The organism is Streptomyces colonosanans (assembly GCF_001866645.1).
GTDB lineage: Bacteria > Actinomycetota > Actinomycetes > Streptomycetales > Streptomycetaceae > Streptomyces > Streptomyces colonosanans.
Window position 1 is genome coordinate 1 of the sequence record NZ_MLYP01000006.1, and the last position, 26340, is coordinate 26340.

General features: G+C 71.0%; 18 protein-coding genes. 8 read left to right on the forward strand and 10 right to left on the reverse strand.

The window, feature by feature from the left end:
- Positions 1-349: 349 nt before the first annotated feature.
- Both BIV24_RS01935 and ptsP read left to right on the forward strand, forming a co-directional pair.
- A complete protein-coding gene (locus BIV24_RS01935) occupies positions 350-799 on the forward strand; it encodes a PTS sugar transporter subunit IIA (RefSeq protein WP_071364349.1) in 450 nt (149 codons plus the stop codon).
- 78 nt (positions 800-877) lie between these two features.
- Complete coding sequence (gene ptsP, locus BIV24_RS01940) at positions 878-2548, forward strand: phosphoenolpyruvate--protein phosphotransferase (protein WP_071364350.1); 1671 nt, start codon at positions 878-880, stop codon at positions 2546-2548.
- Between the two features lie 103 nt (positions 2549-2651).
- Here the strand turns inward: ptsP and BIV24_RS01945 are convergent, their stop codons facing one another.
- Both BIV24_RS01945 and BIV24_RS01950 read right to left on the reverse strand, forming a co-directional pair.
- Entirely contained in the window at positions 2652-3575 is a 924-nt protein-coding gene (locus tag BIV24_RS01945; RefSeq protein ID WP_071364351.1) for a hypothetical protein, read from the reverse strand.
- Positions 3576-3697: 122 nt separating this feature from the next.
- A complete protein-coding gene (locus BIV24_RS01950; RefSeq protein WP_071364352.1) occupies positions 3698-5665 on the reverse strand; it encodes an acetoacetate--CoA ligase in 1968 nt (655 codons plus the stop codon).
- 213 nt (positions 5666-5878) lie between these two features.
- Here BIV24_RS01950 and BIV24_RS01955 point away from each other — a divergent pair, with 213 nt between their 5' ends.
- Positions 5879-8245: a glycoside hydrolase family 31 protein gene (locus BIV24_RS01955; protein ID WP_071364353.1), complete on the forward strand. Its 2367-nt coding sequence runs from the start codon at positions 5879-5881 to the stop codon at positions 8243-8245.
- Positions 8246-8339: 94 nt separating this feature from the next.
- Here BIV24_RS01955 and BIV24_RS01960 read toward each other — a convergent pair whose 3' ends face one another.
- Positions 8340-8900, reverse strand: a complete 561-nt coding sequence (locus BIV24_RS01960) for an NUDIX domain-containing protein (RefSeq protein ID WP_107459161.1) — start codon at positions 8898-8900, stop codon at positions 8340-8342.
- Between the two features lie 22 nt (positions 8901-8922).
- Entirely contained in the window at positions 8923-9732 is an 810-nt protein-coding gene (locus tag BIV24_RS01965) for a M15 family metallopeptidase (protein WP_071364355.1), read from the reverse strand.
- 476 nt (positions 9733-10208) lie between these two features.
- On the opposite strand from BIV24_RS01965, the gene BIV24_RS01970 reads away from it, so the two are divergent.
- Together BIV24_RS01970 and glpK are read left to right on the forward strand one after the other, a co-directional pair.
- Complete coding sequence (locus tag BIV24_RS01970) at positions 10209-10970, forward strand: MIP/aquaporin family protein (RefSeq protein WP_071364356.1); 762 nt, start codon at positions 10209-10211, stop codon at positions 10968-10970.
- Positions 10971-10991: 21 nt separating this feature from the next.
- Positions 10992-12512 (forward strand): glycerol kinase GlpK, encoded by a 1521-nt coding sequence (glpK, locus tag BIV24_RS01975; protein ID WP_071364357.1) that lies wholly within the window; start codon positions 10992-10994, stop codon positions 12510-12512.
- Positions 12513-12622: 110 nt separating this feature from the next.
- Here glpK and BIV24_RS01980 read toward each other — a convergent pair whose 3' ends face one another.
- From BIV24_RS01980 to BIV24_RS02000, 5 genes are all read right to left on the reverse strand, one after another.
- Positions 12623-13228: a GTP-binding protein gene (locus BIV24_RS01980; RefSeq protein ID WP_071364358.1), complete on the reverse strand. Its 606-nt coding sequence runs from the start codon at positions 13226-13228 to the stop codon at positions 12623-12625.
- Complete coding sequence (locus tag BIV24_RS01985) at positions 13209-16823, reverse strand: hydantoinase B/oxoprolinase family protein (protein ID WP_071364359.1); 3615 nt, start codon at positions 16821-16823, stop codon at positions 13209-13211. Before BIV24_RS01985 ends, BIV24_RS01980 begins: the two co-directional genes overlap by 20 nt.
- Before the next feature lie 230 nt (positions 16824-17053).
- Positions 17054-17449 carry a DUF742 domain-containing protein gene (locus BIV24_RS01990; RefSeq protein ID WP_071364360.1) on the reverse strand — a complete coding sequence of 132 codons (396 nt, stop codon included), beginning with the start codon at positions 17447-17449 and terminating at the stop codon, positions 17054-17056.
- Positions 17450-17458: 9 nt separating this feature from the next.
- Positions 17459-17899 carry a roadblock/LC7 domain-containing protein gene (locus tag BIV24_RS01995; protein WP_071364361.1) on the reverse strand — a complete coding sequence of 147 codons (441 nt, stop codon included), beginning with the start codon at positions 17897-17899 and terminating at the stop codon, positions 17459-17461.
- A complete protein-coding gene (locus tag BIV24_RS02000; RefSeq protein WP_071364362.1) occupies positions 17896-20685 on the reverse strand; it encodes a sensor histidine kinase in 2790 nt (929 codons plus the stop codon). Before BIV24_RS02000 ends, BIV24_RS01995 begins: the two co-directional genes overlap by 4 nt.
- 426 nt (positions 20686-21111) lie before the next feature.
- Here BIV24_RS02000 and BIV24_RS02005 point away from each other — a divergent pair, with 426 nt between their 5' ends.
- Positions 21112-21603 (forward strand): hypothetical protein, encoded by a 492-nt coding sequence (locus tag BIV24_RS02005; protein WP_245766645.1) that lies wholly within the window; start codon positions 21112-21114, stop codon positions 21601-21603.
- Positions 21604-21740: 137 nt separating this feature from the next.
- Here BIV24_RS02005 and BIV24_RS02010 read toward each other — a convergent pair whose 3' ends face one another.
- Positions 21741-22064, reverse strand: a complete 324-nt coding sequence (locus BIV24_RS02010) for a bifunctional 3-phenylpropionate/cinnamic acid dioxygenase ferredoxin subunit (protein WP_071364363.1) — start codon at positions 22062-22064, stop codon at positions 21741-21743.
- 401 nt (positions 22065-22465) lie between these two features.
- On the opposite strand from BIV24_RS02010, the gene BIV24_RS02015 reads away from it, so the two are divergent.
- Together BIV24_RS02015 and BIV24_RS02020 are read left to right on the forward strand one after the other, a co-directional pair.
- On the forward strand, positions 22466-23287 hold the full coding sequence (locus BIV24_RS02015; RefSeq protein WP_079167953.1) for an IclR family transcriptional regulator: 822 nt from the start codon (positions 22466-22468) through the stop codon (positions 23285-23287).
- A 538-nt stretch (positions 23288-23825) separates the two neighbouring features.
- The gene (locus tag BIV24_RS02020; protein WP_071364364.1) at positions 23826-26330 is read left to right on the forward strand and encodes a GcvT family protein; all 2505 of its coding nucleotides are present in this window, start codon (positions 23826-23828) and stop codon (positions 26328-26330) included.
- Positions 26331-26340: the final 10 nt, after the last annotated feature.

Here is a 26340-nt window from a genome sequence, read left to right on the forward strand (position 1 = left end):
GGTTCCCGCTCTCGCGTTTCCCTTTCCGGCGAACCCGACTTTATCAGTGATTTTCCGTCTCTCTGACCACTGCTCTGCGGGCATGCAGAACGGCCCCGAGAAAGGAATCCGACAAGGTGGGTGCTGCCAAGCCAGGACGCTTGATCGCGTCTCTCGGCCCCAGGCAGGAGTCAGACTGTACACGGGCCTCGGAGCGGGTGCAAATCAATATTGAGCCGCTTCCCTAGGGTCAGCAACCCCTACGACTCACCCGGAACCTGTACTTCATATGACATACCCTTCTGGGCAGTGCGCCGTCCGGGACAGGCGGTGACGGCGCAGTTGAAACTCCATCTCTGGGAGGCTTCCCATGACCACCGTGACGTCTCCTCTCGCAGGACGCGCGATCGAACTGTCTGCAGTGCCCGACCCCGTCTTCTCAGGAGCGATGGTCGGGCCCGGTGTGGCGGTCGATCCCCTGCGTGAGCCCTCGGTAGCCGTCTCCCCGGTGGACGGTGTCATCGTCTCGCTCCATCCGCACGCCTTCGTCGTCGTGGACGCAGAAGGCCGCGGTGTGCTGACGCACCTGGGCATCGACACCGTGCAGCTCAACGGTGAGGGCTTCGAACTGCTGGTCAACAAGGGCGACACCGTCACGCGTGGTCAGGCGATCGTGCGTTGGAACCCGGCCGCCGTCGAGCAGGCCGGCAAGTCCCCGGTGTGCCCGGTGGTGGCGCTCGAGGCCATGGCCGACTCCCTTTCCGGTCTCCGTGAGGACGGCGATGTGAAGGCGGGCGACCAGCTCTTCAGCTGGCAGTGACGCCGACGCCGTACTGAACGACATCACAGACAACCATCGCGGTGGCGGGACCCACCGCATGATTCGGAGACGGTTGAGATGCAGACAACGCTGCGAGGCGTCGGTGTGAGCCACGGCGTGGCGATCGGCGAGGTCCGGCACATGGGGACGGCGGTGCTCGAACCGCCGGCCAAGCAGATTCCGGCGGAGGACGCGGAGCGCGAACAGGGACGCGCACGCCAGGCCGTGGACGCTGTGGCCGCTGATCTCATTGCGCGCGGCAACCTGGCGGGGGGCGAGGCCCAGGCAGTACTGGAGGCGCAGGCCCTCATGGCCCAGGACCCCGAGCTGATGGCGGACGTGGAACGTCGTATCGCCGTCGGCAGCACCGCGGAGCGTGCGGTGTACGACGCATTCGCCGCGTACCGCGAACTGCTGGCCGCCGCTGGTGAGTACCTCGCCGGTCGCGTGGCCGACCTCGACGACGTGCGGAATCGTATCGTCGCCCGTCTCCTCGGGGTGCCGATGCCGGGTGTCCCGGACAGCGACGAGCCCTACGTCCTCGTCGCCCGCGATCTCGCGCCTGCCGACACGGCTCTGCTGGACCCCACCCTGGTCCTCGGCTTCGTCACCGAGGAGGGCGGGCCGACCAGCCACAGCGCGATCCTGGCCCGGGCGCTCGGCGTTCCGGCCGTGGTGGCGCTGCCGGGTGCCGGTGAGCTCACCGAGGGCACGGTGATCGCCGTCGACGGCAGCACCGGCGAGATCTTCGTGAACCCGAGCGACGAGAAGAAGGCACAGCTGGAGGCGGCGGCCGCCGAGCGCAAGGCCGCCCTGGCGGCTTCGACCGGGCCGGGTGCCACGGCCGACGGTCACAAGGTGCCGCTGCTGGCGAACGTCGGTGGCCCGGCGGATGTGCCGGCCGCCGTCGAGGCCGGGGCCGAGGGCGTCGGTCTGTTCCGTACGGAGTTCCTCTTCCTGGACGACAACAGGAAGGCACCGTCGCAGGAGAAGCAGGTCGAGGCGTACCGGCAGGTACTCGAGGCCTTCCCGGAGGGCCGTGTCGTCGTGCGGGTGCTGGACGCCGGTGCGGACAAGCCGCTGGACTTCCTGACCCCGGCGGACGAGCCGAACCCGGCGCTGGGCGTACGCGGTCTGCGGACGCTGCTCGACCACCCCGAGGTACTGCGTACGCAGCTGACCGCGCTCGCGAAGGCCGCGGAGGGGCTGCCGGTCTACCTCGAGGTCATGGCCCCGATGGTCGCCGACCGCACCGATGCGAAGGCGTTCGCGGACGCGTGCCGCGAGGCCGGGCTGCACGCGAAGTTCGGCGCGATGGTGGAGATCCCGTCGGCCGCGCTGCGGGCGCGCTCGATTCTGCAGGAGGTCGAGTTCCTGTCGCTGGGGACCAACGACCTCGCGCAGTACACGTTCGCCGCCGACCGTCAGGTGGGTGCGGTCTCGCGCCTGCAGGATCCGTGGCAACCCGCGCTGCTCGACCTGGTCGCGCTGTCCGCGGAGGCGGCGAAGGCCGAGGGGAAGAGCTGCGGCGTCTGCGGTGAGGCCGCGTCGGACCCGCTGCTGGCGTGTGTGCTGACCGGTCTCGGTGTCACCTCCTTGTCCATGGGTGCGGCGTCGCTTCCTTACGTCCGGGCAACGCTGGCGAAGTACACACTGGCGCAGTGCGAGCGTGCCGCAGCGGCCGCGCGTGCCGCCGACACCGCCGACGAGGCGCGGCGCGCGGCGCAGGCGGTGCTGTCCGGCGAGTAGCCGGGACGCGGTGCCGCCCGACGCGGACGGCCGGGGCGCTCCACCTGCGGGTGGGGCGCCCCTGGCTCGTTCGGGCACGTGTCAGTTGCTCGGCGTGTCTGGATCATGTGCGCATCGGTGGCTCCGGGGCGTCCGTTCCATGAGTGTGGCCCGTCGGTCCGTCGTCCCCGAGATCGGGTGGCGCGCAGTAGTCGACGCCGGACTCCGGGGAGACGAGGTCGCCGGACTCGACGTCGGTGCAGTAGGCGTCGAAGACCTCCCCCGCAGTGAGGGGTTCCAGGTGTTCTCCGCACAGGCGCCAGCCGTAGACGCGGTCCGCAGTGCCGGGTGCGATGGTGCGCATGACGAGTCCGCCCACACGGTGGGTGGCGATGCCCAGGGCGAGGACAGTGGTGAATTCGAGGACCTCGGTCTCGTCGACGCGAGGCATGCCGTCGGGGTCCTCGTCGGCATGCAGCACCGCAACGAGGGTCTCGGGTGCCGTCGAGACGCTGCACACGAGGTGGTGGTGGCCGGGACGCGCGGTCTCGAGGACGCGGGTGAGCAGCCGGGAGGCGTGCGCGAGGGAGGCGTGCCCGATGTCCTCGCCGCAGGAGGCGCAGGGGCCGAGGTGGGCCAGCACCGTGGTCGCGTACTCCCAGGTGGCCTGTCGTACGGCCTCGTCTACCAGGTCCGGGACGAGTTCGGCCAGGGGTTGGCCCTCGTACGGGATGGTCGGCCCCGTGGCGGCCAGTTCCGCCGTGAAACGGGTGCGGCTGGAGGGGGCGTCGGGTTCCAGGCCGCTGTCGGCGCAGAAGTCCGCGTACTCCTGCGGATCGAACAGGGCGACCGTGGTATGGCTGCCCTGGTCGGCGAGACTCCTGAGCAGGGCTTCCACCTGCTGGAGGTAGGTCGTGTGGTCGTCGAAGGCGAAGGTGCGGTAGCGCCGCATCTCGGTGAAGTCGTGTTCGTCGGTCAACAAGCCGATGGTGCCCGCGATTTCACGGCGCAGGACGCGTCGCATGATGTGGTGCGCGGTGTGCGGCATGGTTCCCCCTGCATGCAGTCGATCAATGCTCACTCACAGTAACGGGCGGCACTGACAACGCCTGCCCGCCGCGGTGGCCGCGGCGGGGGCGAGGGGGTCGGTCATGGGTGCGGCGAGATGCGTCAGCCCCGCTTGCGGGCCAGGTCCTCGTAGAAGTGCAGCAGGTCGAGGTCGTCGACAGAGCCCGGGTTCACGGCCTTCTCCAAGGGGGTGCCCTGCAGGAGGCGTTTGACCGGGACCTCGATGCGCTTGCCCGTGAGGGTGTGCGGAACGCCCGGGACCTGGATGACTTCGTCGGGGACGTGGCGCGGGGAGAGCTGTTCGCGGATGGTCTGCTTGATGCGGTTCAGGAGGGTGTCGTCGAGTACGGCTCCGGGGGCCAGGTGGACGAAGAGAGGCATCCAGTAGCCGCCGTCGGGCTGCTCGATGCCGATGACGAGGGACTCCTTGATCTCGGGGAGGCGCTCGACGGCTTCGTAGATATCGGCCGAACCCATGCGGACGCCCTGGCGGTTGAGCGTGGAGTCCGAGCGGCCGTGGATGATCACGGAGCCGCGGGAGGTGAGGGTGATCCAGTCCCCGTGGCGCCACACTCCCGGATACATGTCGAAGTAGCTGTCGTGGTAGCGGCTGCCGTCGGGGTCGTTCCAGAAGCGGGTCGGCATGGAGGGCATCGGGTTGGTGACGACCAGCTCGCCGACCTCGTCGATCAGGGGGTTTCCGCTGGGGTCCCAGGCTTGGAGGTCGGTGCCCAGGCAGGGCGCCTGGAGTTCGCCGATGTACACCGGGAGGGTCGGCACGGCTCCCGCGAAGCAGGAGCACACGTCCGTGCCACCGCTGACGGAGGCGATCCACAGGTCGTCACGGACCTCGTCGTGCAGCCAGGCGAAGCCGTCCGGAGGCAGTGGAGAACCGGTCGTCGCCACGCACCGCAGGCGCGAGAGATCGTGGTCGCGCGCCGGCTGCACCCCCGCCTTGCGGCAGGCCATGACGTACGCGGCGGACGTGCCGTAGAGGGTGGCGCCGGTGCATTCGGCGATGCGCCACTGAGCGCCTGTGTCGGGGTGGCCGGGGCTGCCGTCGTACAGGACGATCGTGGTGCCCGTCAGCAGGCCGGAGACGAGGAAGTTCCACATCATCCAGCCGGTGGACGTGTACCAGAAGAAACGGTCCTCCGGACCGAGGTCGCAGTGCAGGCCGAGCTGCTTGAGGTGCTCGACCAGGATGCCGCCCTGGGACTGGACGATGGCCTTGGGCAGGCCGGTCGTGCCCGAGGAGTACAACACCCACAAGGGGTGGTCGAACGGGACCTGCTCGAAGACCGGCTCGACGTCCGCCGAGGTCAGGGCCGACCACTCCAGGGCGCCTTCGGGGGCGTCGGTGCCGAGCAGCGGGATGTGGACGACGGCACGCAGGGTGGGCAGTTCGCGGCGCAGTTCGGTGACGACGTCGCGACGGTCGTGCTCCTTGCCGCCGTAGCGGTAGCCGTCGACCGTGAACAGGACGACGGGTTCGACCTGCTGGAAGCGGTCCAGGACGCTGCGGGCGCCGAAGTCGGGTGCGCAGGAGGTCCACACCGCGCCGACGGCGGCCGTGGCGAGGAGGGCGACGACGGCGTGCGGGATGTTGGGGAGGTAGCCGCTGACGCGGTCTCCGGGGCGTACGCCGAGGGCGCGCAGCTCGGCGGCGAGGGAGCCGACCTGGCGGCGCAGCTCGGACCAGGTGACCGGGCGGGGCTGGTGGGTCTCGTCGACGGCCAGGATGGCGGGTTCGTCGGCGCGGGTGCCGGCCGCGCGCAGGGCGTGTTCGGCGTAGTTCAACGTCGCCCCGGGGAACCATGCGGCGCCCGGCATGGAGCGGCCGCCGAGCACGCGCTCACAGGGGGTGGAGAACCGTACGTCGAACCACTCCGTGACCGCCTTCCAGAAGGTGTCCAGCTCGTCCACGGACCAGCGGTGCAGAGCGGCGTAGCCACCCTCGGAGGGGGCTCCGTGGTGTTCGGCTGCCCAGGCCTGGAACCTGGTGATCCGTGCCCGGGCGACGCGGTCGACGTCGGGCTGCCAGAGCGGCATGGGGTTCGCTGAGGTCATGGGTCGGCTCCCGGACTGTGCGCGTGGTGTGCGTGGTCCGCGCACCGGCTTGGGTATGCGCGTCACGCGGCTGACACGGACGATGCCATGTGATCGACTTCTGCACCAGGGTGCGCCGCACACACTCGGCATCGTGAAGATGTGCTCTGGCCATGGGTGAACGACGGTTGAACGGCGCCTCCGTACGGGGATGTCGATGGCAGGGTGAGCAGCATGGACGGTCGTGACCTGGTGCGTTCGGTGAAGGCGGTCGGTTCGGGAGGCGCGGCGCAGGGCTTGCGCCGGGTACGGGCCGCGTGGCGCAGGAGGCGTGCCGATGCCGCCGGGCTGCCGCGGCGGGGAGCGGAACGGGCACGGGTGCCCGGCACCGTGCAGGAGGCGCTGCCCGGGCCCGGCGGCGGTGTCGTCCGGTTCGCCCGGTCCGAGCTGCGGATCACGGTCACCGTGAACGGGGCGGTGTTCTGGGGCTGGGACGGGGCCGGCCCGGAGCCATCGTACGCGCTCGCGGGCAGCGGCCCCGAGCCGGATCCGCGAGCGGTGCTGGAGCCGGACAAGGACGGGGGCTGGCGGGTCGTGGCGAAACGCGTCACGGTCGTGGTGTCGCGGCACGGCGCGGTCGAGGTGCGGACGCCGGGCGGGGTGACCCTGCGCCGGGATCTGCCGCCCCGCTGGTGGGAGCCGGCGGACGGGGGTGGTGCGCGGTGGATGCAGCGGTCCGAAGTGGCCCCGGACGCGCGGTTCTTCGGGCTCGGCGGGCGTGCCACGGGACCGCGGCTGGCCGATGGGACCTACCGGCTGTGGAACACGGACCCCGGCCGGCCCTTCGCCCCCGGCGACGACCCGCTCTACCTCACCATGCCGGTACAGATGGTGGTCGCCGACGCAAGCACGCACCTGGTGTTCCACGACACGTCGTGGGACGGCACGGTGACGTTGCGCGAGGGCGAGGAGGGCGCTGGGTCGGGGCACGACCGGGCAGGAAGCTGCGAGCTGCGGATGGACGGTGGGCCGCTGCGGTGCTGGGTGATGGTGGGCACCCCCGCGCGTGTACTGCGCGTCTGGGCGTCGCTGACCGGCTCTCCCGCTGTGCCGCCGGCCTGGGCGCTGGGGCACCATCACGCGCGGTGGGGCTTCGGCAGCGCGCAGGAGGTGCGGCGGATCGTGGCGGGCTACCGGGAGCGTGGTCTTCCGCTGGATGCCGTCCATCTGGACATCGACCACTACGAGGGGCACCGGGTGTTCACGGTCGACCGGGACCGCTTTCCGGAACTGCCGGTGCTCGCCGAGGAGTTGCGCCGGGACGGGATACGCCTGGTGTCGATCGTCGACCCTGCGGTCAAGGTGGAGCCGGGCAACGCCGTGTACGACAGCGGTTGTGCCGAGGACGCGTTCGTGCGGGATGCGTCGGGCCGGGTGGTCGAAGGAGTCGTCTGGCCCGGGGAGGCCGTCTATCCGGACTTCACGCACGCGCGCGTGCGGCAGTGGTGGGGCGGGCACTACGCGGAGCGCCTCGCTCAGGGCTTCGCCGGCTTCTGGCACGACATGAACGAACCGGTGTCGTTCACGGCCTTCGGGGAGAACACCCTGCCCCGATCGGCCCTGCACGCGTTGGAGGGGCGCGGGGGTGACCATCGCGAGGCGCACAACGTGTACGCCCTGTGCATGGCCCAGGCAGCGTACGAGGGACTGCGCGCGCTCGCCCCCCGGGAAAGGCCGTTCCTCTTCTCTCGTTCCGGGTGGGCGGGAATGCAGCGCTACGGGGGTACCTGGTCCGGGGACGTGGCCACGGGATGGTCCGGGCTGCGCGCCTCGCTGTCGCTGGTGATGGGGCTCGGACTGTGCGGGGTGCCGTACTCCGGGCCCGATGTGGGCGGCTTCGACGGGAGTCCGTCGCCGGAGCTGTATCTGCGCTGGTTCCAACTCGCCTCGTATCTGCCGTTGTTCCGTACGCACGCGAGCCTGCGCGCCGGACGCCGTGAGCCCTGGGAGTTCGGCGACGACGTCCTCGAGCACGCGCGCGTGGCGCTCACCCAGCGGCGGCGCCTGCTGCCGTACTTCGTCACGCTGGCGCATCTGGCGCGCCGCACGGGTGCGCCCTATGTGCGGCCCTTGTGGTGGGGCACGCCCGAGGACCGGGCGCTGAGGGACTGCGGGGACGCGTTTCTGCTCGGAGACGGTCTCCTGGTGGCGCCGGTGCTGGATCCCGGCGTGGACCGGCGGACGGTGCGTCTGCCACGGGGGCGCTGGTACGACACGGTGACCGAGAAGGCGTACCAGGGGCCCGGCCGGGTGGTGGTCGACGCCCCCTTGTCGCGGATTCCGGTGCTCGCGCGCGCGGGCGCCGTCCTGCCCGTGCGGGGGGAGGGCGGCGGTCTGGAGCTGGAGGCCTGGGCGCCGGCGCCGGGGCGGTCCGGGGGCGGGCTGGTGGTGCGGGACGCGGGCGACGGCTGGGGCGAGCCGGAGGTCGAGCGGTATGTGAGCCGGTGGAAGGGCCGACGGGTGGTCGTCCGGCGGGACGGGGACGAAGGCCGGAGTGAACCCGTGCATCCGGTCCGCGTACGGGGCCTCGGCTCCGGGTGACGCGGGAGGGCGGCCCGCGGGCGCGCCGGACGGCTGCGCGGGGTCCGGACGTGATGTGGGCGGGACGGGCGCAGGCGCCGTCCCGCCCACAGGGTCACCCGTACCGGCCCTCGAACCAGCCCTGCACCGCCAGGGTGTGCAGCGGGAAGGCGAGTTCGGCCGGCCGGCGCAGCAGGTGCCAGCCCTCCGTCTCGTCCGTGCGGACGGACGGCGGCAGGTCGGCGGCCGTGCGTTCGGGCAGGAGTCCGAAGAGCAGCAGATGGCCGTCGGGTGAGCTCATCGCGTCGACGAGCCGCACGTCGCGGCCGGCCGCTTCGATGCCCGTCTCCTCCCTCAGCTCACGGACGACGGCGTGCTGCCAGTCCTCCCGCTGTCCGATGAACCCTCCCGGCAGAGCGACGCCCCCGCGCGCAGGAGAGATCGTGCGGGTGATGACGACCAGGGCCGCGCCCTGGGTGTCGTACACGGGCTGGAGGGCCACCGCGACGGGCAGCGGATTGCGGTAGGCCACCGTGCCGCAGGCGGCGCAGGTGCGCGGCCAGCCGAAGACGCCCTCTCCGTAGGGTGCTCCGCAGCTCGAACAGTGGGAGTCCGGCACGGAGTCGGCGGATGGAACCGGGGTTTCGGACACGTGGCGGACTGTATCCGATGACATCGAGGGCGTCCTTCGGGGCGGCTCAGTGGCCGGGGGTGAGCGACGCCCGGGACACCGGGAAGTCGAAATAGGTGCTCGGGTAGGGCTCCGGCTTGTAGGTGTAGTGCCACCACTCCTCGGCGAGATTGACGAACCCGAGACCCTCCAGAGTGCTCTTCAGGAGCTGCCGGTGTGCACGCTGCTCGCCGGCGATCCGGGGGTCGTCGGTGTGGGCCAGGGTGTCGAAGCAGTCGTAGCCCGTCCCCATGTCGACGGAGTTGTCCGGGAAGCGCTCGCTCTGGGGCGCGTAGCACGGCACGAGCGGTCGGCCCGGGACGTACGGCCGGGTCGGCCTGGCCGGAAGCCGTACGATCGTCAGGTCCATGGTGGAGCCGCGGCTGTGTCCGGACTGCTCCGCGATGTAACCGTCCGCGAACAGACGGGTCTTGTCGACCTGCGGATAGAACTCGGCCTTCATCTTCTGGTCGTCGAGGTCCTTCGCCCAGCGCACGAAGTGGTCGACGGCGCGCTGCGGCCGGTAGCAGTCGTACACCTTGAGCGTGTAGCCCTGGCGCAGCAGCTTCGTCTGCGCCTTGTGGAGGGCCTCGGCGGCGGGGCGGGTGAGGATGCACAGGGGCTGCCGGTAGCCGTCGATGCGCTCGCCGACGAAGTTGTGCGGGGTGAAGTACCGGATCTCCTCAAGGATGGTCGGGTCCACCGATCTCAGCGCCACGAAGTCCGCGGGTGCCTTGGGCGCCGGGGCGGCCTGGGCGGTGGCGGTGGCGGAGGCGGAGGCCAGGACGGCGGCGAGTGCGGTGACGATGCCTCGTACCGCGACGGAGAGTCGTGTCATGTCCCTTGCATTTACCAGGGATGGGTCGGCCGGGGGAAGCGGGCGGCGCGATCCGCGTTCGCTCGGCCGGGCCGGTACGGGCGCGGCTCGCGGTTCACGCTGTCGTCGCCGGGGCGCTCCAGGCATGACCTGCACGCCGACCGTCCGGCGGCGAACGCCGCGGATCCGGACGTACGAGCGCCGCCTTCAACCGTTGCTGTCGCCGACCTTGACGCTCTGTGGGTGCCGGTGAACACTTCCGGGTGTCAGTCGGCATCGCCGCAATCGGGCGTCTTTGTGCTGCGCCCCGGGCCCACGCCAGTACGACCGGGCCGTTCCCCCACGGGCGATTCCGCTGGTCGGGCACGCTCGTCACGGACGCCGGGCGGGGACGCGGGATCTTCCCTGCCTTCGGCTGAAGTCGCCAAGGGAAACGCACCCTGCACCAAGGACGGACACCGGGCGAAACCGCCCCGGGCGAGGGCCTAGGAGCCGCCATGACCCATGGAAGCATCTTCGTCGGCGAGTTGATCGGAACGGCCATCCTGATCCTGTTCGGCGCCGGTGTCTGCGCCGCCGTCACCCTCAACCACTCCAAGGCCAAGGACGCGGGCTGGGTCGTCGTCGCCTTCGGCTGGGGCTTCGGCGTCCTGGCGGGTGCGTACACCGCCGCCCCGAAGTCCGGCGGACACCTCAACCCGGCAGTGACCCTCGGCCTCGCCATCGCCGACATCACCAAGTGGGGGGACGTCCCGTACTACCTGCTGGGCCAGATGGCGGGCGCGATCCTCGGCGCCGTTCTGACCTGGCTGCTCTACTTCGCACAATTCCAGGCCAACGCCGACGAGGAAACGGCTCTGCCCACGCTCGGGATCTTCTCCACGGCCCCGGAGATCCGCAATCCGGTCGCCAACCTGATCACCGAGACCATCGCGACCGCCGGCCTGGTGCTACCCCTCCTGTTCTTCGGCAAGAACCTCGGCACCGGCATCGGCCCCGTCTCCGGCACGCAGACGGCCTACGGTTCGGGCATCGGGCCCCTGCTCGTCGCCCTGCTCGTCGTCGGCATCGGCCTCTCCCTCGGCGGGCCCACCGGCTATGCGATCAACCCCGCCCGTGATCTCGGCCCGCGCATCACGCACGCTCTGCTCCCGATCCCCAACAAGGGGACCTCGGACTGGGGTTACGCCTGGATACCGGTGGCGGGACCACTGATCGGCGGGGCGCTGTCGGCCCTCGTGTACAAAGCAGCCTTCTGACCTTTTGACGAAGGGGACGTCATGACGGACAACGCCCAGAGTTACGTCGCCGCGATCGATCAGGGCACCACGTCCAGCCGCTGCATCATCTTCGACCAGGGCGGTGCGATCGTCGCCGTCGACCAGCGCGAACACCGCCAGATCTTTCCCAAGCCGGGCTGGGTGGAGCACGACGCCACGGAGATCTGGTCCAAGGTGCAGGCGGTGGTCGCGGGTGCGATCGCCAGGGCCGGGCTGCGGGCCGATCAGATCAGCGCGCTCGGCATCACCAACCAGCGCGAGACGACGGTGCTGTGGGACCGCGCCACCGGCAAGCCGGTGCACAACGCGATCGTCTGGCAGGACACCCGGACGGCCGCCCTGTGCAACGAACTGGGCGGCTCCCACGGGCAGGATCGCTTCCGCGAGCAGACGGGACTCCCGCTCGCAAGCTACTTCTCCGGGCCCAAGGCAGCCTGGCTGCTCGACCACGTACCTGGTCTCAGGGTCCGCGCCGAGCGCGGCGAGATCGCCTTCGGCACCATCGACTCCTGGCTGATCTGGAACCTGACCGGTGGCACGGACGGCGGACGGCACGTCACCGACGTCACCAACGCCGGGCGCACCATGCTGATGAACCTGGAGACGCTCCAGTGGGACCCCTCCATCCTGTCCGCCATGAATGTCCCGGAGGCGATCCTGCCGGAGATCAGGTCCTCCGCCGAGGTGTACGGAACAGCAGTGGGTCAGCTCGCCGGCGTCCCGGTCGCCTCGGCGCTGGGCGACCAGCAGGCGGCCGTGTTCGGGCAGGCCTGCTACGACGTGGGCACGGCGAAGAACACCTACGGCACGGGCAGCTTCCTGCTGCTCAACACCGGGAACCGGCCGGTGCCGTCGAAGAGCGGGCTGCTGACGACCATGGGCTACAAGATCGGCGGTGAGGCACCGGTCTACTGCCTGGAGGGGTCGATCGCGATCACGGGTGCGCTGGTGCAGTGGTTCCGCGACCAACTCGGCATCATCCGTACCGCTGACGAGATCGAGACGCTGGCGGCGGGCGTCGAGGACAACGGCGGGGCGTACATCGTGCCGGCGTTCTCGGGACTCTTCGCCCCGTACTGGCGCTCCGACGCCCGCGGCGTGATCACCGGCCTGACGCGGTATGTCACGAAGGCCCACCTCGCGCGGGCGGTGCTGGAGGCGACGAGCTGGCAGACGCGTGAGGTCGTGGACGCCATGTACCAGGACTCCGGGGTGCGGATCACCACCCTGAAGGTCGACGGGGGCATGACGAAGAACAACCTGCTGATGCAGCACCAGGCGGATGTGCTGGGTGTGCCCGTGATCCGTCCGAGGGTCTCCGAGACGACCTGCCTGGGCGCCGCGTACGCGGCCGGCCTCGCGACCGGCGTGTGGAGCGACCTTGACGAGCTGAAGTCCCACTGGCAGAAGGACGCCGAGTGGACTCCCGCCATGGAGGCGTCGGTACGCGAGCGCGAGTACGACAACTGGCGCAAGGCCGTGGAGAAGAGCTTCGGCTGGCAGGAGGACGGGGTGGAGTGACGAACACCCTTCACGCGCGCGTGCGTCTCACGTGAGCCACGCGCGCGTGCACGAGCGCGGCCCGTACCCCGGTCGGCGGGGGTACGGGCCGCAGCTGCTCGGCCACAGGATCAGGTGGTGACGCTCCGGCGGCGGTCGGCCGTGTGTGCCCCGGCGTGCCGTACCGCCGCGATCACGACCTCCTTGGCCGACTCGCGCTCCCGTGCGTCACAGAGGACGACCGGCACGTCGACGTCGAGGTCGAGGGCCTGCCGCACGGTCTCGGCGGGGTAACGGGTCGTGCCCTCGAAGCAGTTGACGCCGACGACGAAGGGGATGGAGCGGCGTTCGAAGTAGTCGACCGCGGCGAAGCAGTCCTCCAGGCGGCGGGTGTCGGCAAGGACGACGGCACCCAGGGCACCGGTGGCCAGTTCGTCCCACAGGAACCAGAAGCGGTCCTGGCCCGGCGTCCCGAACAGGTAGAGCACCAGGTCCTCGCGAAGGGCGATGCGGCCGAAGTCCATGGCGACGGTGGTGGTGTCCTTGCCCTCCACGCCGCGCGTGTCGTCGACCGGGCGGCCCGCCTCGGTGAGCACCTCCTCGGTGCGCAGCGGCCTGATGTCGCTGACCGTGCCGACAAGGGTCGTCTTGCCCACACCGAAGCCGCCGGCCACGAGGATCTTGAGTGTGACGGGCTCGACCGGAGGCTTGCGGCGCTCACCGCACCCGAAGGCCATCGTTCTCCTCTCCCGCTTGCCGGGCGTCGGGCGGCGGTCCGTACCCACCGCCGCCGGGGGTTTCCACGACCAGGACGTCGCCGGGGCCGACGTCGGCCGCGTCACTGCCCTCGAGGCGCACCACGGTCCCGTCCGCGCGCTCCACACGGTTGGCGCCGAGTGCACCGGGCTCGCCTCCCGCCATGCCGTAGGGCGGGACCCTGCGGTGCTGGGAGAGCGTGGAGACGGTCATGGGCTCCTGGAAGCGGATGCGCCGCACGGCGCCGTCGCCGCCGCGCCAGCGGCCCGCACCACCGCTGCCGTACCGCACCGCGAACTCGTCCAGCAGGACCGGCAGTCTCCATTCGAGGACTTCGGGATCGGTCAGACGCGAGTTGGTCATATGGGTCTGCACGACGGGGGCACCCGGGAAGCCGTCGCCCGCGCCGGAGCCCGAGGCCACAGTCTCGTAGTACTGGTAACGGTCGTTGCCGAAGGTGACGTTGTTCATGGTGCCGGAGCCCTCGGCCTGCACACCCAGGGCGGCGTACAGGGCGCCGGTGATGGCCTGGGACGTCTCCACGTTGCCGGCGACGACGGCGGCCGGCGGCTCGGGCGCGAGCATCGAGCCGGGCGGCACGATGATGTCGAGGGGCCGCAGACAGCCGTCATTGAGCGGGATGTCGTCGGCGACGAGGGTGCGGAAGACGTACAGCACTGCTGCGTTGACGACCGAGAAGGGTGCGTTGAAGTTCGTGGCCAGTTGGGGGGAGGTGCCGGTGAAGTCGATGGTCGCGGAGCGGCCGTCGCGGTCCACACGGACGCGGACGCGGATGACGGCGCCGGAGTCGGTCTCGTAGGCGTACTCGCCGTCGTCCAGGGTGTCGATGACGCGGCGGACGGCGTCCTCCGCATTGTCCTGGACGTGTTTCATGTAGGCCTGCACGACGTCGAGTCCGAAGTCGTCGATCATGCGGCCGACTTCGTCGACGCCCTTCTGGTTGGCCGCGATCTGGGCGCGTAGGTCGGCGAGGTTGGTCTTCGGGTTGCGTGAGGGGTGGCGCGCCCCGGTGAGCAGGCGGAACGTCTCCTCCTCACGGAAGCGGCCGTGCTCGGCCAGCAGCCAGTTGTCGAAGAGGACGCCCTCCTCCTCGATGGTGCGGCTGTGCGCGGGCATGGACCCGGGCGCGATGCCGCCGATCTCCGCGTGGTGGCCGCGGGACGCGACGTAGAACAGGATCCGCTCACCCTCCGTGTCGAAGACCGGGGTGATGACGGTGACGTCGGGCAGATGGGTGCCGCCGTGGTACGGGTCGTTGACCGCGTAGGTTTCGCCGGGGCGCATGCCGTCCGCGCGCCGCCGGATGACCTCCTTGACGCTGGTGCCCATCGAGCCCAGGTGCACGGGGATGTGGGGGGCGTTGGCGACCAGGTTGCCCTCGGGGTCGAAGAGGGCGCAGGAGAAGTCCAGGCGTTCCTTGATGTTGACGGACTGGGCGGTGGACTCCAGGCGGGCGCCCATCTGTTCGGCGATGGACATGAAGAGGTTGTTGAAGACCTCGAGCAGGACCGGATCGACTTGTGTAGCGAGATCGGCACTCTCCGTGATCGCCATGCGTTTCATGACCAGATGCCCCTCGCCGGTCGCCGTGGCCCGCCAGCCGTCGTCGACGACGGTCGTCGCACTGGCCTCGGTGATGATCGCGGGGCCGGTGACGGCTTCGCCGGGAGGCAGGCGCTCCCGGCGGTGGAGGGGTACGTCGCGCCAGGCGCCGCCCGTGTGGAGGCGGACGGTCTCGGGGGCGGCGGGGCGGCCTTCGTACGGGGCGAGGGCGGACAGATCGGGGGGTTCGGTGAGGCCGGTGGCTTCCACGGAGAGGGCTTCGACGACGATCGGGCGGTCGAGCGTGAAGGAGTACGTGGCGCGATGACGTTCTTCGAAAGCGCACCTCATCGTGTCGGGCTCGGTCAACCCGACGATGAGGGCGGTGTCCGTGCCGTCGTAGCGCAGTTGGGCCCGCCGGGTGACCCGGATGCGGTCCTCGGGTACGTCCTCGGCGAGGAGTTCGGCGCGGGCGTCGCCTTCCAGGTCCTCGGCGGTCTTGAGGACAGCGGGCATCGATGCGGGCACGAGGGGCGCCTCGACGGACTGCTCGCGCATGGCGGTGGTGTCGGCGAGCCCGATGCCGAGCGCGGAGAGCACCCCGGCCATGGGGGGTACGAGGACGGTGCGGATGCCCAGGGAGTCCGCGACCATGCAGGCGTGCTGGCCGCCGGCTCCTCCGAAGGTGGTGAGCGCATAGCGGGTGACGTCGTGCCCCTTCTGGACGGAGATCCGCTTGACGGCGCCCGCGATGTTGGCGACGGCGATCTGGAGGTAGCCCTCGGCGACCTGTTCGGGGGTGCGCCGGTCGCCGGTGCCCTCGCGGATCTCGTGGGCCAGCGCGGCGAAGCGCTCGCGTACGAGTGCGTCGTCGAGGGGCTGGTCGCCGTCCGGGCCGAACACCCGGGGGAAGTGGGCGGGTTGGATGCGGCCGAGCATGACGTTGGCGTCGGTGACGGTGAGCGGGCCGCCGCCGCGGTAGCAGGCGGGTCCTGGATCCGCGCCCGCCGAGTCCGGCCCTACGCGGTAGCGGGAGCCGTCGAAGTGGAGGATCGAGCCGCCGCCCGCCGCGACCGTGTGGATGTCGAGCATGGGCGCCCGCAGCCGCACGCCGGCGATCCGGGTGGTGAAGACGCGTTCGTACTCGCCGGCGAAGTGCGAGACGTCGGTGGACGTGCCGCCCATGTCGAAGCCGATCACTCGGTCGAATCCGGCGAGCTGCGACATCCGGGCCATGCCGACGATGCCGCCCGCGGGTCCGGAGAGGATGGCGTCCTTGCCGCGGAACTGTCCGGCCTCGGCGAGGCCGCCGTTGGACTGCATGAACATCAGCCGCACGCCTTCGAGTTCGTCGGCGACGTGCTGGACATAGCGGCGCAGGACCGGCGAGAGATAGGCGTCGACGACCGCGGTGTCACCACGCGGGACCAGCTTCATCAGCGGGCTGACCTCACTGGAGAGGGAGATCTGCGGGAAGCCCGTGCGGGCGGCCAGCTCGCCGACGGCCCGCTCGTGGGCGGGGTGCAGATGGCTGTGCATGCAGACCACGGCGAGGGCGCGGATCCCGTCGTCGTACGCCTCCTGGAGCGGTCCTGCGAGGGCGTCCAGGTCGGGGGTGCGCAGCACGGTGCCGTCGGCGGCGAGGCGTTCGTCGACCTCGAGGACTCGCTCGTACAGCAGCTCGGGCAGTTCGATCGCGCGGGCGAAGATGCTGGGGCGGTTCTGGTAGGCGATGCGCAGGGCGTCCCGGAAGCCGCGGGTGACGACGAGGAGGGTGCGTTCGCCCTTGCGTTCCAGGAGGGCGTTGGTGGCGACGGTGGTGCCCATGCGGACGGCGTCGATCGGACCGCCGTCGTCCAGGAGTGCGTGGACGCCCGCGACGGCCGCGTCGGCGTAGCGGTGGGGGTTGTCCGACAGCAGCTTGTGGGTGAGCACACGGCCGTCGGGGCGGCGCGCGACGATGTCGGTGAAGGTGCCGCCTCGGTCGACCCAGAACTGCCAGCCCGTGGTCACGTCCGTCTCTCCGATCGCGCTGCCCGCAACGGTGTCCGCAGCGGGGCGGGGCGCGCTGCGGCTCGTCGACGCTCGGTCAGAGCATAACGGGAGGGTGGTTCCGGCGGCGGATCCGTCAGTACCGCGCCCCCACCGGGATGCCCGGGACCGCCGTTCCGGCTCCTCGGCAAGCGCCTCAGCACGCTCGCGAGGAGCCACCGCGGCGGGCGGGAAGGTGGCCGGACCATGCCTCACAGAGCTCGCAGGCCGCTGATGACGTCGCGCAGGATGTTCTCGTCGACCAGCTCGGCGGGCGGCACGGGACGTGTCACATGCACCAGTTCCCCGTCCACCAGGTCGCCTACGAGGACGCGCACCACGCCGACCGGCAGATCGAGTTCGGCGGCGAGTTCGGCGACCGACTGCGGGGTGTCACGGCACAGCTCGACGATGTCCACGTGTTCCGGGGACAGCAACGGGTCCGTCTCGAGGTCGTCCTTGGGCGGCTCCGAGACGACCACCGCGATCAGGTCGAGGCGGTGCTGGGCCGCGTGGCTGGTGCGGCCGCGCGTCATGGCGTACGGGCGCACCACCGGTCCGGCCTCGTCGTCGAACCAGTGGCTGATTCCCTGACCGTCTCCGCTCATGCCATCCCACTACCCGCCCGAGGGCAGATCGGTGCGCGGAGCGGACCCCAGATGTACTCCGACCCGCTTGACCAGGAGGGTCATCTCGTAGGCCACCTGCCCGACGTCGGAGTCGGCGTCCGACAGGACGGCGAGGCAGCTGCCGTCGCCGGCGGCCATGACGAAGAGGAAGGCGTCGTCGAGTTCGACGACGGTCTGGCGGACACTGCCGGCGTCGAAGTGCCGGCCGACGCCCTTGGCGAGGCTGTGGAATCCGGAGGCGACCGCGGCGAGGTGCTCGCCGTCCTCCCCGCTCAGTTCCCGGGAAACCCCCGTGGGCAGGCCGTCGCTGGAGAGCACGAGCACCTTGCGGATGCTGGCGACGCGCTCCACCAGGTCGTCGAGCAGCCAGTTCAGCTCGCCCGACGGCATATTGGTCGCGGTGGGCCCTGCGGCCTTCGGTGCGGTCATCGACCGTCCCCCTTTGTCGTTCCTGCTGAACCGTCCCGGGCATCGTCACCCGCGGCGTTCTCCTCGCGGCCGCGCTGCCAGCCCCGCTGGAGCGAGGCAAAACGGCTGCGTACCTCCTCGGCATCGCGCTCGGCCGGTCCCTCGCCGGGCTCGGTGCGGGACCGTTCTCGCTCCTCGCGCCGGTCGGGTCCTTCCTTCAACTGCGGGGCAAGGCTGGCCTGCCGTACCCGGCGAGGCAGCGCGTCCGTGGCCGGTTCCGGTTCCGGTTCCACCGGTTCTGCCTCCGGATCCCGGCGCGGGATGGACTTGTCCGGTCCGGCCGGGGAGCGGGTACGGCGCCGCTGGGGCAGGACGGGAAGCTGCGAGCGGTCACCGTGCAGCCGCAGGGTGCCCCTGGTGGCCTCCGCCGGGCGACCGGAGGGAAGTCCGGCTTCCCCAAGCCCCGCCGTGTCCCGCTCGGACCGCTCCGGTTCCCCGTCGGCCTGCGGTCCCGCTTCCTGCACGGGACGGCCGTGGGAGCTGACCAGCCTGGGGGTCCGGCGCGGCAGCGGGACCGGGCCCCCGGGGTGATCGAAGTCGCCGGGGCGAGCCGCCTCGCGCCGCCCGTCGCACGCCTGCTGGTGCTGCTCGCCGGGGGCCTCGGCGAGGGAGGGACGGCGAGGGAACAGGCCGCCGCGGTCGCCGCCCTCGTCGTCGGCGGCATCCGGGAAGCCGTCGAGCGCGTCCAGGCCGACCGGTGCCTCCAGCTCCACCGGCCCGTCCATGATCGACGCCGGAATGCCGGGGAGCTCGACGGGCCTCGGGGACAGCGCCGTCGTGCGGTCCTCCTCGGCCTGGGCCTTCTTGTCGGGCAGAGGGCGGTCGAGGCGGAAGCCGATGCCGTTGGTGTCCGGGACGTCGTCGGTGAGCAGCGCGACGGGGATGAAGACGACGGCGGTGGTGCCGCCGTACGGGGACGGCTGGAGGGAGACGCGGACGTTCTGCCGCCGGGCGAGCCGGCTGACCACGAAGAGGCCGAGCCGGTCGGTGTCGGAGAGTTCGAACGCGGGGGTCTCGGCGAGCCGTAGGTTGGCCTCCAGGAACGCCTCGGCCGACATGCCGAGGCCGCGGTCGTGGATCTCCAGGGTGAAGCCTTTGGCGACCCGCTCGCCGACGACCCGTACGGTGGTGTGCGGCGGGGAGAACACCGTGGCGTTCTCCAGGAGTTCGGCCACCAGGTGGGTCAGGTCGGCGACCGCGGGTCCGGTGACGGCCACCCGGGGCAGTCGGCGCACCTCGATGCGCTCGTAGTCCTCGACCTCGGCGACGGCGGCGCGCACCACGTCCATGAGCTGGATGGGCTTGCGCCACTGCCGGGAGGGGGCCGCGCCGGAGAGGATGACCAGGCCCTCGGCATGGCGGCGCATGCGCGTGGTGAGGTGGTCCAGGCGGAAAAGGTCGGCGAGTTCGTCGGTGTCCTCGGTCCTGCGCTCCATGGTGTCGAGCAGGGTGAGCTGCTTGTGCAGCAGGACCTGACTGCGGCGGGCGAGGTTGACGAAGACCTCGGAGACGCCGGCGCGCAGCTCGGCCTGTTTGACGGCGGCCTCGACGGCGGCGCGCTGGAGGGTGTTGAGGGCCTGACCGACCTCGCCGATCTCATTCTTGTCGTACTGCAGGCGCGGCACCTCGGTCTCGACGTCGACCTGTTCGCCCGCCGAGAGGCGGCGCATCACACTGGGCAGCCGCACATCGGACGCCTCATGGGCCTCCCGGCGCAGCCCGCGCAGATCGCGGATGAGGCCGCGGCCGATGCGGACGGACATGATGAGCGAGACCAGTAGGGCGACGAGGCCCAGGACGCCCGCGACGGCCGCCTTGATGATGATGTCGACGGCGCGGGGGCGGACCCGGTCGTGGTAGCGGTCGTCCGCCTCGGCGCTCATCTTGTCGAGCCGGTCGAGGACCTGGCCGGCGGCCCCGTCCCAGCTCTTCGCGGTCACGCCGCGCGGAGTGCCGGGGGTGGCGTCGATGACGGCGTGTTCGGCCACGCGCAATGGCGCGGTGTCGCCGTTCTCCCAGTAGCGCTGGAAGTGTGCGCTCTCCGAGCTCGGCAGCATCGGCAGGCCGACGTCGTACAGCACCGCGCGCTGGGCTACGAGGTCGGAGACGTCGTGGATGTCGTCGCGGGTCAGCCGGCCGGCGACGAGTGCGGAGCCCAGGAGGGCGTCCTCACGGGAGAGCAGTTCACGCGCGCGGGAGACGTTGACGAGTGCGCGGCCCTGCTTGTCCATCTCCACGTCGTCGAGGACGCGCAGATTGGTCAGGAGCGTGAAGCAGGGGTCGACCAGGCGGTTGTAGAGGTCGAGGGCCTGGTAGCGGTTGACGGTGCCGTCCTCGACGCTGCGGCGCAACGACGCCATGCCGTCGAGGGCGTCCAGGATCGAGGTAAGGCGCTCGGCGGTGCCCTGCCCCATGTCGTCGTGCAGGACCCCCTCCTTGCTGTTGGCACGGAGCTTCGCCACGACCTCGTCGGTGGCGGCGCGGCTGCGGCGGAGCGCGGCGAGGGTGTCGGAGGCACGCGGGTCCGCGAGGTAGACCAGGGACTGGCGGCGTTCCTGCTGCAGTACGCGGACGGTGTCCTCGGTGGGGTAGCCGACCTTTTCGACGACGTACGAGACGTCGAACAGCGACTGCGCCGCACGGCCGGTGAGCACCGCCGCGAAGGCCCAGATGAAGGTCAGGGACAACAGCGGCACGAGAAGCAGCGCCACGATCTTCCGGCGGATCGACTTCCCGCGAAAGCGCATGGCCTCCCCCAGCTCGACCCCCTCCGGCCCGGGGGCACAGATGTGCGACAACAAACGGCGTGAGCCTACTACCGTCTCACCGGTATCCCGAAGCGCCGACCTCGCGCGTCGCTCCTTGAACTACGAGCAGAGAATGGTTAGTTGTCCCGTCATTATGGGAGATCGCCTGCCCGGAACCGGCATACCGCGAGGGCGGCCAACCCGGCCGGGAACCGTGGCCGGGTTGGCCGAATTCTTCCTTCGGTGGGAATCTTCACGGAACGCCGATCGTCTTCTTTCCAAGGGGACTGGGGGCGGAATCGGCCACAGGCGCCGCAGGTCGCACCCAGGCGGCGTAAAGCAGTGCAAGCCGGGCAACCACTGGGGGAGTCGGGGTCGCCTGACACCGGGACGGACGGTCTGCGGGCGGTGGGGAGTGACGAGTTGATGAGCACGGCGACGCGGCGGGGCCCGCAGACACCGGATCGCGCCGTTCCGGCGGGCGAGCAGTACACCATGACGGATGAGGAGCGGTACGAGGCGCGGTGCCGCCGCCCGCTGTGGGTCGAGGAGCCGGCGCGCAGACGTCGGCTGCCGGACCCGGTGCGCACGGCGGCGGTGCGGGCGGTGCTCATCATCGCGGTGACACTGATCCAGGCGGTGATCGCCTTCCTGTGCACACTGGCCGGATCCGGGCTGGCCTTCCCCATGGTGCTGAGCAGCGTGGCCAGCACGGTGTTGGCGACCTGGGGCGTGCTCGACGTCTGGGTGACGCGCCAGGTATGGAACCAGCGCAATGGAGTGGTGTCGGTTCCGAGCAGCACGGCCCGGGTGCTGCGCCGCGAGCGCCGCACGGCCCGTCGGCAGGCACGGGCCGTGGAGCGGGCGCAGAAGCGGATACGCGGGCAGGGCGGGACGGGTCGGCTGTCGCACCCATGAGGTCTCGGGCGCGGGATGGGGTACGCCGCACCCGTGGCCGCGTGGTCGTAGGGGCATCCGCGCCCCTGGCGGGATGACCGAAGCGGGCGCGCCGACGAGGCCGGTGCGCCGGACTGCGGCCGGTTGCACCTATGTCCTCACGCCGCGCTCCCCTCCCGCGCCGCCAGATACACATGGATCACGCCGTCCTCCACCGTCACCCGGTGGGTACGGACGGGGCGGCGGGCCGGCAGGCAGGTCGGCTCGCCCGTGCGGAGGTCGAATGAGGCGGCGTGGAGCGGGCATTCGACCAGACAGCCCTCCAGCCAGCCTTCGGAGAGGGAGGCGTCCTGGTGGGTGCAGGTGTCGTCGATGGCGTACAACTCGCCGTCTTCGGTGTGGAACACGGCGAGGGGCCGTTCGGTGTCGACGCGGACGGCCTCGCCCTTGGGGAGGTCTTCAAGGCGGCAGACGGGAATCACGGGCCCCCCTCTCGGTCCGGGACACATGGCCTTGGACCCGGTCGGTCCAGGCAGTCAGGGAGTTCAGGTGGTCGGGAAAGAGTCGGGCCCCTCATGGGCCGGGTCGTCGGGTCCGTCATGGGCCGGGCCGTCGGGTTCCCCTTGCGGAACCGGTCCCGGTCCGGGGTCGGTCAGGTCGCCGGTCCCCGCGGGCAACGGTCCCGGTCCAGGTATCGCCCCGTTCGGGCTCGGTACCTGTTCGGGCTCGCTCCCTTACGAGATCCAGACGCCTCGGTAACATGATGTTGCGTATGGCGCACTGATGGACGCTGTGCGCAACAGAGTCCGGGCGAGGCGACCGTCGCGTCAAGGGTTTCCCGTAGATGCGGCCCAAACAGGGCCCTCAGGTGGTGAGTTGAGTCATGGTCCGCTCGCACAGGCAGACCGACGACGGCAAGGGGCGCCGGGAGCGGCAGAACGGCAGAGGCGCGGCGAGCGCGGTCCAGTCGGTGGACCGCGCCGTGAGCGTGCTGGAGATCCTCGCCCGGCACGGTGAGGCGGGCGTCACGGAGATCGCCGACGAGCTGGACGTACACAAGTCCACCGCCTTCCGGCTGCTCGGCGTCCTGGAGAACCGCGGCCTGGTGGCCCAGGCCAAGGACCGCGGGAAGTACTTCCTGGGCGCCGGCGTACTGCGCCTGGCGGGGGCGGCGGCAGGACGCCTGGACATCTCGCAGGAGGGGGTCGCGGTCTGCCGGGAACTCGCCGGTGAGCTGAGCGAGACCGTCAACATCGCGGTCCTCGACGACGACGCCGCGGTCAACATCATGCAGGCCCGCGGCACGGCGTCCGTGACGGCGCAGAACTGGCTGGGCCGACGCACCCCGCTGCACGCCACCTCCAGCGGCAAGGTGTTGCTCGCGCACATGACGCCCACGCTGCGCGAAGGCCTGCTCGCCCGTTCCCTGCCGCGTTTCACCGAGCGCACCCTCACGGGTGCGGGCGCGCTGCGCGGCGAGCTGGAGGCGGTGGTGGAGCAGGGCTACAGCATCACGATCGAGGAGCTGGAACTGGGCCTGGCGGCCGTGGCCGCCCCGATCCGCGCCCACGACGGCAAGGTGATCGCCGCGATCAGCGTCTCCGGGCCGGTGTACCGGCTGAACGCCGACCGGCTGCCGGAGCTGGCCAAGCGCATGGTGGCCGCCGGGTCCGAGCTGTCGTGCCGGATGGGCTACGGATTCTGAGGCGCGACCGGGCGACGACTCGGCAGACCCTGAATCCCGGGTCCCGCGCCGCCCGTGTGCCGGACGGGTCCGGCCTCCCCGTTCCTTTTGCCAGGAGATGACGCACCGTTCCTACGGACTGAGCAGGAGTGAGCCCGATCAGCCGCACACCCCGAACGGTTCTGGGCGCACTGGTCGTCCGCTTTCGCCTCCCGGGCGGCGACACGGATCGTGTCCGTGGTCCGAGCCGGCACGCTCCCCGACAAGCAGTTGCCCACCCTCTTGACGGCTCCGTGACGCCGTTCTCACTATGTCCCTAATCACGCAACCGATCGTGCAGTGCGCAACAGCAGAGGAGCTGGGTCGTGCCACACGGGGTCCGTGCCGCAGTCGATGCCGAGAAGGGCGCACCCGTCGAGGTGCGGACGATCGTCGTTCCTGATCCAGGACCCGGCGCGGCGCGCGTCCCAGCGCAAGCCCGCGGCGTCTGCCCCGCGGACCTCCCCTACCGGGAAGGTGCGCTCTCGGCCCTGTCATCCCCGCCACCGCAAGGAGGGGCATGTCCTTGAACCCGGGCAGCACGCCCGCACGCCGCCCCCACGGTCCCCGTGCGGTCGTCATCGGCGCCGGCATCGTCGGCTGCTCCCTGGCCGACGAGCTGACCGCCCGCGGCTGGAGTGACGTCACGGTCCTCGACCAGGGGCCACTGCCCGCGCCGGGCGGCTCCACCTCGCACGCACCCGGTCTCGTCTTCCGCACCAACCCCTCGAAGACGCTGACGGAGTTCGCGAAGTACACCGTCGAAAAGTTCGCCTCCCTGGAGATCGACGGGGTCACCTGCTTCGACCGCGTCGGCGGCCTGGAACTCGCGACCACCCCCGAGCGGCTCGCCGACCTGCACCGCAAGGCGGGGTTCGCCGCCTCCTGGGGCGTGCGCGGCGAGGTCGTGAGCACGGCACGCTGCAAGGAACTGTGGCCGCTCATCGACGAGTCGGTGGTCCTCGGCGGCTTCCACACCCCCGGCGACGGCCTGGCCCGCGCCCTGCCCGCCGCCCGGGCCCAGATGGAACGCGCGACGAGCCGGGGCGCCCGCTTCCTGGAACGTCACACGGTCACCGGCATCACACAACAAGACGGCCGGGTCAGCGCCGTCGTCACCGACCGGGGCACCTTTCCGGCCGACCACGTCGTCTCGGCGGCCGGTTTCTGGGGCCCGGTCATCGGCCGCATGGCCGGGGTCGGCGTACCGCTCCAGCCGCTCGCGCACCAGTACGCGAAGACGAAGCCGCTCAGCGAACTCGCGGACCACCGCGCGGAGGCCTCCCGGCCCATCCTCCGCTTCCAGGACCGCGACCTCTACTTCCGCGAGCACACCGACCGCCTCGGCATCGGCAGTTACGCCCACCGGCCGATGCCGGTCGATCCGTTCGCCGTCCCGTCCTACGACGAGGCGCGCGTGCGGAACAGGACGATGCCCTCCGCGTACCCCTTCACCGCGCAGGACTGGGCCCCGAGCTGGGAGGACTGCCGCCGGCTGATCCCGGCCCTGCGCGGCACGGAGATCGAGGAGGGTTTCAACGGCGTCTTCTCCTTCACCCCGGACGGCATGCCGGTCCTCGGTGAGTCGCGCGCCGTGCGCGGCTTCTGGCTGGCGGAGGCTGTCTGGGTCACCCACTCCGCCGGTGTCGCCAAGGCGGTCGCCGAGTGGATGGTGGACGGGCGCCCGTCCCTCGACGTCCACGCATGCGACCTCACCCGCTTCGAGGAGGCGCAGCGCTCACCGGCGTACATCACGGAGCGCGGCGCGCAGCAGTTCGTCGAGGTGTACGACGTGCTCCACCCGCTCCAGCCGATGGAGCAGCCGCGCCCGCTGCGGGTCAGCCCCTTCCACGCCCGCCAACAGACCCTCGGCGCCTACTTCCTGGAGGGCGGCGGCTGGGAACGCCCGTACTGGTACGAGGCGAACGCCCCGCTCGTGGACGGACTCGACCTGCCCGAGCGGGACGCCTGGTCCGCCCGCTACTGGTCGCCGATCGCGGCGGCCGAGGCGAAGGCGACCCGGGAAAAGGTCGCGCTGTACGACATGACTCCGCTGCGCCGACTGGAGGTCACCGGCCCGGGCGCGCTCGTCTTCCTCGACCGTATGACCACCAACGACCTCCGCAAGAAGCCCGGCGCGGTCACCTACACCCTCCTCCTCGACGAGAGCGGCGGCATCCGCTCCGACCTCACCGTGGCCCGTCTGGGCCCCGACCGCTTCCAGGTGGGCGCGAACTCCCCCGCCGACCTCGACCGGCTCCTCAGGCACGCTCCGTCCGACGTCCACATCAGGGACATCACCTCCGGCACCTGCTGCATCGGTGTCTGGGGCCCGCTCGCCCGGGACCTGGTCCAGCCGCTGACCCGCGACGACTTCTCGCACGAGCGCTTCGGATACTTCCGGGCCAAGGAGACCTGGCTCGGGCACGTCCCGGTGACGGCCATGCGGCTGAGTTACGTCGGCGAACTGGGCTGGGAGCTGTACACCACCGCCGACCTGGGGCTCCGCCTCTGGGACACGCTGTGGGAGGCCGGCCGGGAGCACGGCGTGGTCGCGGCCGGGCGGTCGGCCTTCAACTCCCTGCGTCTGGAGAAGGGCTATCGCTCGTGGGGGGTCGACATGACGGACGAGCACAACCCGTTCGAGGCGGGCCTCGGTTTCGCCGTCCGGATGGGCAAGGGGGACTTCGTGGGAAAGGCGGCCCTGGAGTCCGCCGGCGAGCCCACCCGCCGTCTCACCGCCCTCCTCCTCGACGACCCGGCCGCGAACGTCCTCGGCAGCGAGCCGGTGTACGCCCCAACTCTCATCTCCGCCCGAGCGGGAGGTGACCCCGCCGGCGTGCCCTCCGGGTACGTCACCAGCGCCTCGTACGGCTACACCCTGGGGCGATGCGTCGCGTACGCCTGGCTGCCGCCGCTGGCGACCGGGACCGGTGTGCACATCGAATACTTCGGCGAGAAGGTGCCCGCGACCGTCGCCGACGAGCCGCTGTTCGACCCGAAGATGACCCGCATCCGCCGCTAGCCGCCAGGAG

Excerpts from the sequence above, each read along its gene's own strand:
- glpK (WP_071364357.1), top strand. The coding sequence starts at position 10,992 with ATGACGGACAACGCCCAGAGTTACGTCGCCGCGATCGATCAGGGCACC.
- BIV24_RS01995 (WP_071364361.1), bottom strand. The coding sequence starts at position 17,899 with ATGACCGCACCGAAGGCCGCAGGGCCCACCGCGACCAATATGCCGTCG.
- ptsP (WP_071364350.1), top strand. The coding sequence starts at position 878 with ATGCAGACAACGCTGCGAGGCGTCGGTGTGAGCCACGGCGTGGCGATC.
- BIV24_RS01965 (WP_071364355.1), bottom strand. The coding sequence starts at position 9,732 with ATGACACGACTCTCCGTCGCGGTACGAGGCATCGTCACCGCACTCGCC.
- BIV24_RS01980 (WP_071364358.1), bottom strand. The coding sequence starts at position 13,228 with ATGGCCTTCGGGTGCGGTGAGCGCCGCAAGCCTCCGGTCGAGCCCGTC.
- BIV24_RS02015 (WP_079167953.1), top strand. The coding sequence starts at position 22,466 with ATGGTCCGCTCGCACAGGCAGACCGACGACGGCAAGGGGCGCCGGGAG.
- BIV24_RS02020 (WP_071364364.1), top strand. The coding sequence starts at position 23,826 with ATGTCCTTGAACCCGGGCAGCACGCCCGCACGCCGCCCCCACGGTCCC.
- BIV24_RS01960 (WP_107459161.1), bottom strand. The coding sequence starts at position 8,900 with ATGTCATCGGATACAGTCCGCCACGTGTCCGAAACCCCGGTTCCATCC.
- BIV24_RS01945 (WP_071364351.1), bottom strand. The coding sequence starts at position 3,575 with ATGCCGCACACCGCGCACCACATCATGCGACGCGTCCTGCGCCGTGAA.
- BIV24_RS01950 (WP_071364352.1), bottom strand. The coding sequence starts at position 5,665 with ATGACCTCAGCGAACCCCATGCCGCTCTGGCAGCCCGACGTCGACCGC.
- BIV24_RS01990 (WP_071364360.1), bottom strand. The coding sequence starts at position 17,449 with ATGAGCGGAGACGGTCAGGGAATCAGCCACTGGTTCGACGACGAGGCC.
- BIV24_RS01970 (WP_071364356.1), top strand. The coding sequence starts at position 10,209 with ATGACCCATGGAAGCATCTTCGTCGGCGAGTTGATCGGAACGGCCATC.
- BIV24_RS01955 (WP_071364353.1), top strand. The coding sequence starts at position 5,879 with ATGGACGGTCGTGACCTGGTGCGTTCGGTGAAGGCGGTCGGTTCGGGA.
- BIV24_RS02005 (WP_245766645.1), top strand. The coding sequence starts at position 21,112 with ATGAGCACGGCGACGCGGCGGGGCCCGCAGACACCGGATCGCGCCGTT.
- BIV24_RS02000 (WP_071364362.1), bottom strand. The coding sequence starts at position 20,685 with ATGCGCTTTCGCGGGAAGTCGATCCGCCGGAAGATCGTGGCGCTGCTT.
- BIV24_RS01935 (WP_071364349.1), top strand. The coding sequence starts at position 350 with ATGACCACCGTGACGTCTCCTCTCGCAGGACGCGCGATCGAACTGTCT.